Here is a 1,168-nt window from a genome sequence, read left to right as displayed (position 1 = left end):
CCGGGGTATAGCTTAGCTCAGCCGCCAAACTGTCCAGGAAGGCGGGACCACCTCATCCTATGGCACGTCAAGCCTCCAAATCGCGCGGTGTCAGATCAACGCGAGCATATGTCCAGGCGTGCTCGACTCCACCCTCCAGGCTAGGCGGCCCGGACATTCGCAAGAAAGCGGTCGACTTCAATACGCATGTTTGCGGATTGCTCAGACAGCGCAGCTGAGGCCTGAAGGACACTGGACGCTGCGTGACCAGCCTGATCCGCAACGCGTGCGACCTCAGCGATATTCGATGTCATTCCACTCGTTCCAGCCGAGGCTTGACCCATGTTGCGCACGATTTCCTGAGTAGTCGCTCCCTGCTCCTCGACAGCCGCGGAAATCCCCGTTGTGACCGCATTCATGGCCTGGATCTGTGAGGCTATGGCCTTTATCGCCTCGGAGGCCTCATCGGTCGCGGTCTGGATGGAGGCAACCTGATGGCTAATCTCCTCGGTAGCCCGCGAGGTTTGGCTGGCGAGTTCCTTCACCTCGGCCGCGACGACGGCAAAGCCCCGACCAGCCTCACCGGCACGCGCTGCCTCAATGGTCGCATTGAGGGCCAAAAGGTTGGTTTGGCTGGCAATATTCGACACCATGCCAACTACGTCGCCGATTCGGGCTGCCGCGGAAGCCAGTGCCTTCATGGTCGCCTCCGTTCGGCCCGCATCATGAACGGCAACGGCCGACATCTCCGCAGCGCGCTCCACCTGACGGCCGATCTCCTGCACGGTCGCGCCGAGCTCCTCGGCCGCAGCCGCAACCGCATTCACATTGTCGGCGGTCTGATGCGCGGCAGTGGCCACACTATTGGAGCGCGAAGACGTCCCTTCGACTGCTTCTTTCATAACTACGGATGAGTTTTGAAGGCCGAGTGCCGATTGGGATACCTTCGAAACGATGCTACCCACCGATTGTTCGAACTGGTCCGCCAGGTTTTGCAGCATGATCCGCCGCGCGCGCGCTTCCTGAAGGCGTGTAGCTTCCGTCGTCTTGAGCTGCTCGGCAGCATCCTCCAGTGAGACGTCGCGAATGGTGACGACGGCCCGCGCGATGTCACCGATCTCATCGCGTCGGGTGCTCCCAGGCACCTCAGCCAGATTCTCTCGTGCAGCCAGGGCTCTCAGGGCGTGCG

General features: G+C 61.6%; 1 protein-coding gene. It reads right to left on the bottom strand.

What is annotated here, in order from left to right:
• Window positions 1-140 precede the first annotated feature (140 nt).
• On the bottom strand, window positions 141-1,168 hold a 1,028-nt coding region (locus G3T14_RS24205; RefSeq protein WP_246733543.1), incomplete at its 5' end, for a methyl-accepting chemotaxis protein.

This window comes from Methylobacterium sp. BTF04 (assembly GCF_010692745.1).
Taxonomy (GTDB): domain Bacteria; phylum Pseudomonadota; class Alphaproteobacteria; order Rhizobiales; family Beijerinckiaceae; genus Methylobacterium.
This window is presented reverse-complemented; position numbering and strand designations above follow the sequence as displayed.